The organism is Vannielia sp. (assembly GCF_029212645.1).
In the GTDB taxonomy this organism is placed as follows: Bacteria; Pseudomonadota; Alphaproteobacteria; order Rhodobacterales; family Rhodobacteraceae; genus Vannielia.
The window spans coordinates 44267-48242 of sequence record NZ_JARGND010000024.1 but is presented as its reverse complement, the minus strand read 5'-3'; the positions used below and the strand labels follow the sequence as shown (position 1 = coordinate 48242).

Below are 3976 nucleotides of genomic sequence, written 5' to 3'. Positions count from 1 at the left end.
GCCTGATGGACCACCCGCTGATTGATCTCATCAATGCCCGCATCGCCAAGGCCGAGGCCGAGGGCGCCTTTGAGGGGCTTGAAGGCGCGGGCAAGCCCTTGCCGCAGGTTGACGACCCCGAAAATGCCACGATGACCCGCATCCTCAAGGAAAACGGCGCGGTGCCCGAGTTCGTGAGCCTCTCGCGTGAGCTGGCTCGCCTGCGCGAGGCGCTGCGCGAAACTGGAGATCGCACCCGCCGCACCGAGATCCTGCGCGAGATGTCTCTGATGGAGGCGAAGATCGAACTCGCCCGGCGGCGCTAGGCGATGTGCGGCCGCTTTTCCATCACCCTGCCCACCGAGGCCATGGCCCGCCTGTTTAACGCCACGCCCGCCAATGATCTGCCCCCGGTGCCCAATTTCAATGTGTGCCCCACCACGCAAATCGCCACCGTCACCGCCGGTGAGGGCACGCGGCATTTGCGCCCCATGCGCTGGGGCCTGATCCCGCATTGGTATAAATCGCCCGCCGATGGACCCTTGCTGATCAATGCCCGCGCCGAAACCATCGCCGAAAAGCCCGCCTTCCGCGCCGCCTGCCGCGAACGCCGCTGCCTTGTGCCCGCTTCCGGGTTTTATGAATGGACAAAAGACGCCGAGGGCAATCGCCTGCCGTGGTATATCAGCCGCTTCGATGGCGCGCCGCTGGCCTTTGCGGCGATCTGGCAGGACTGGTCCCGCGAGGGCGAGGCATTTGAGGGCGCGACCTGCGCCATTGTCACCTGTGCCGCCACCCACGAAATGGCCGAAATTCACCACCGCACCCCGGTGATCCTTTCGCCCGAGGATTGGCCCCTGTGGCTGGGCGAGTCCGGCAAAGGCGCCGCGCCCCTCATGGCACCCCCGCCCAAAGGTAGCCTGCAAATGTGGCGCGTTGACCGGGCCGTCAATTCCAACCGTGCCAGCGGGCCTGCGCTGATCGAGCCGCTCGGCGCTTGATCACCCCCCAAGAAAAAGGCCGCCCCCATCGCCGGGAGCGGCCCTTTAAAAACCTTCGTTTCGGGCGCAGCTATCAGCCGTCTTCACCGTCAACGATCACGATAGTTTCTTCCTCTGTGGAGTCTGCCTGAGCGGACTCAAAGTAGATTTCGCCCTCATCAAGCTCGCCGTTGTTGTTGGTGTCCGAAATGTCGAGGCCAGTTTCCTGCACGCCTTCAATCTCGTCCTGCCAGTTGTCGGCCGAGTAATCGAGGAAGTAAGCCTCGTCGAGCTTGTATTCCAGGCTCATGGTCTCGGTTACGGTGAACTCGACCCCGATCCCTGAGTCGATATAACCCGTTGTCCAGCTGTCGTCGGTCGACCACACCACATGCGTGCCAAGATCGTCATTGATGAAACGCACCCGATCACCCGGCTGGGCATAAACGACGGGCGGCATGAGGTCGTTATCAAAGATCGTCACTTCATGAGTTTCCGCCATGGCGGCACCGGCGGAAAGCGCCAGGCCGAGGGCGGCGTAGGTCACAGTATTGCGCAGCATCGGAGCCTCCTTTTCTGCGTTCGGGCCCCAACCCGAGAGGTATCGCGACTGGTTATGCCTCCAAATCCGGGCCGAACCGTGGCGGAGGTTGGGCAGATCTGGTTTATTTTATGCTTTTTTAGTGGTGTTTACGGCCTGCTCCCTGTGCCGGTGCCTCACCGGCAGGCCCCCACCGCCGGGCGCGACGTGGCCGGAATTACGTGGGTTTGGCCCTCATCGCGCCCCGCACGCCAAAGGGTGCAAGCGGCACCAAGAGCCGCTAGGCTCGCGCAATGACCGCCGTTCCCTCTCCCCTCCCTCCCGGCTGCTTTTGCCGCAGCGCCGAAGGGGCCAAAACCGCCCCCGTCACCGTGCCGGTTGAAGCCGCCCGCATCCGCGCCTTTTGCGCCGCGATCGGTGAAACCGCCCCGGTGCACACCGATGAGGCCGCCGCCCGCGCGGCTGGCCACCCCGGCCTGCTCGCCCCGCCGACATTTGCCCAAACGCTCGAAAACCTCGCCGAAACCGCGCTTGCCGCCCAAGGCTCTCCGGGCCTGCTGGCCCTGCTCAAAGCAGATTTCGCCCGCATCCTGCACGGGCAGGAGAGCTACAGCCTGCACGCGCCGATCCATGCAGGCGATGCGATCACCGTGCAGCATGAGATCACCGGCTTTCGCTATACCCCCCGCGCCCGGATCGACACTGCCCATTCGGTGACCCGCTTCACATCGCACCGTGGCCTATGCACCAAAGTCACCCGCACCCTCATCCACAGGCTTCCCGCATGACCGCGCCCGCGCCCCGCAGCTTTGGCCCGATCACCCGTGCGCAGCTGCGCGCCTTCGCCGAGGCCTCGGGCGACAGGAACCCCCTGCACCTTGATCCCGCCTTCGCGCAGGCCGCTGGCTATAAGGATGTGCTGGCCCACGGGATGCTCGCCATGGGCGCGCTCACCCGCCTTGTCACCGATCACGCCGCCGCTTCGGGCCTTACGCTCAAAGAGATCAATTGCCGCTTTGCCGACCCCATGCCGCTGGGCTGCACCCTCACGCTCAAGGCCGAACCCGCCGAAGATCACCTCACCCTGACAGCCACCACCGAGGCGGGCAGCGTGGTGCTGAGAGGCCGCGCACGGCTTGGGGCGCCTTAATCCGCCACCCCGGAACACCGCCAGATAGAGCGCCGGGATAAAGGCCCCCGTGATAGAACAGCCGCATATCTGCGTTGAAGGCATCAACCCGGTCGCACAGCGCAGTCACCATGGTGCGGCCGTCACCGTGATCGGCGAACCGCCGGCGTTTTGCCTGAAGCAGACCATGAAGGCCGCAGGGCGGCCAACCCCCGCTGCTTGCTGCGGGGCAGGGGTTACTCGCTGCGCTCCAGCCACCACTTGGCGGTGCGCGCCAAGCCTTCACCAAGCGAAACCTGCGGCTCCCAGCCCAGCGTTTCCCTGGCGCGGGTAATATCCAGCACATTGCGGGCCACATCCACATGCCGCCCCGGCGCATAGGTCACATCAATCTTGCGCCCCACCGCTGCCTCAACCTGCTCCAGCACCTCGCGCAGCGAAACGGCGCGCCCCGAGCCGATGTTCACCACCTCCGGCGGATCCTCGGCCAGTGCCGCAGCGACAAAGGCTTCCACCAAATCGGAGATGTGCAAAAAGTCCCGCTGAACAGAGCCATCCCCCCAGATCGAAAGCTGCGTGCCCTCAACCGCATGTTGCATCGCGGCGGCAATAAACCCCTGGCTGCGCAGCGCCCGTTGCCCCCTGCCATAGGGGTTGGAAATGCGCAGCGGCAGGGTGATCAGCCCGCGCTCCCGGCGCAGCAGGCTCAGGTAATGCTCGATCGAAAGCTTGGACGCCCCATAGGCATTGCGGGGGCGTGTCGGGCTGTCTTCCTTCAGCGGGGCCTCTGAGGACGCGCCATAAACCGTGCCGCCGGACGAGGCAAAAAGGAAGCGTTTCACCCCCTTTTGCGCGCATATCTCGGCGGCCTTCACCGTGACGGCCACATGCGCTGTCACCTCTCCCGAAAGGTCATCGCTGGCGGAGCCGGGCAGCGAGGAATTGGCGAGGTAAACCACCAGATCAACCCCATCGACCGCAGAGGCCAACAGTTCGGTGTCAGCCACCGAGCCGGTCGCCTGCTCCAACTGGCTGAACTCTTCCGTTGCCGGCGAGATATCCATGATTCTCACCGCCGCGCCCTCGGCGAGCAGCCTGCGCACAACGTGGCGGCCGATAAAGCCATTGGCGCCAATCACCAGCGCATGTTGATCCAAAAGCCGGGGCGTGCCCATTTACAAATCCATCCTAAACAAACCTCACAGCAAGGTCCTCAAAATGTACCGACTTCTCTTCACCTCTAAAGCCCCCAACCGCGAGAGGGGCGCCTGGTGGCCAAATCTTGCTCACCAATGCAGGTTTCTGGTAAATAATACGTTAAAGACTGATCCAGATCAGTTACGCCGC

The 3976-nt window shown here is 64.1% G+C and carries 6 protein-coding genes; 4 read left to right on the top strand and 2 right to left on the bottom strand.

The genetic code is table 11. From position 1 onward, the window contains the following. The first annotated feature begins 5 nt into the window (after positions 1-5). Entirely contained in the window at positions 6-305 is a 300-nt protein-coding gene (locus P1U55_RS09535) for a DUF1992 domain-containing protein (RefSeq protein WP_301047345.1), read from the top strand. A gap of 3 nt (positions 306-308) precedes the next feature. Next, positions 309-980, top strand: a complete 672-nt coding sequence (locus tag P1U55_RS09530) for an SOS response-associated peptidase (protein ID WP_301047342.1) — start codon at positions 309-311, stop codon at positions 978-980. A 73-nt stretch (positions 981-1053) separates the two neighbouring features. Here the strand turns inward: P1U55_RS09530 and P1U55_RS09525 are convergent, their stop codons facing one another. Continuing rightward, on the bottom strand, positions 1054-1521 hold the full coding sequence (locus tag P1U55_RS09525) for a hypothetical protein (protein ID WP_301047341.1): 468 nt from the start codon (positions 1519-1521) through the stop codon (positions 1054-1056). 272 nt (positions 1522-1793) lie between these two features. Here P1U55_RS09525 and P1U55_RS09520 point away from each other — a divergent pair, with 272 nt between their 5' ends. After that, positions 1794-2288 carry a MaoC family dehydratase N-terminal domain-containing protein gene (locus P1U55_RS09520; protein WP_301047340.1) on the top strand — a complete coding sequence of 165 codons (495 nt, stop codon included), beginning with the start codon at positions 1794-1796 and terminating at the stop codon, positions 2286-2288. Then, on the top strand, positions 2285-2650 hold the full coding sequence (locus P1U55_RS09515) for a MaoC/PaaZ C-terminal domain-containing protein (protein WP_301047339.1): 366 nt from the start codon (positions 2285-2287) through the stop codon (positions 2648-2650). Before P1U55_RS09520 ends, P1U55_RS09515 begins: the two co-directional genes overlap by 4 nt. Positions 2651-2865: 215 nt before the next feature. Here the strand turns inward: P1U55_RS09515 and P1U55_RS09510 are convergent, their stop codons facing one another. After that, the gene (locus P1U55_RS09510) at positions 2866-3804 is read right to left on the bottom strand and encodes an SDR family NAD(P)-dependent oxidoreductase (protein WP_301047338.1); all 939 of its coding nucleotides are present in this window, start codon (positions 3802-3804) and stop codon (positions 2866-2868) included. Between the last annotated feature and the right edge of the window lie 172 nt (positions 3805-3976).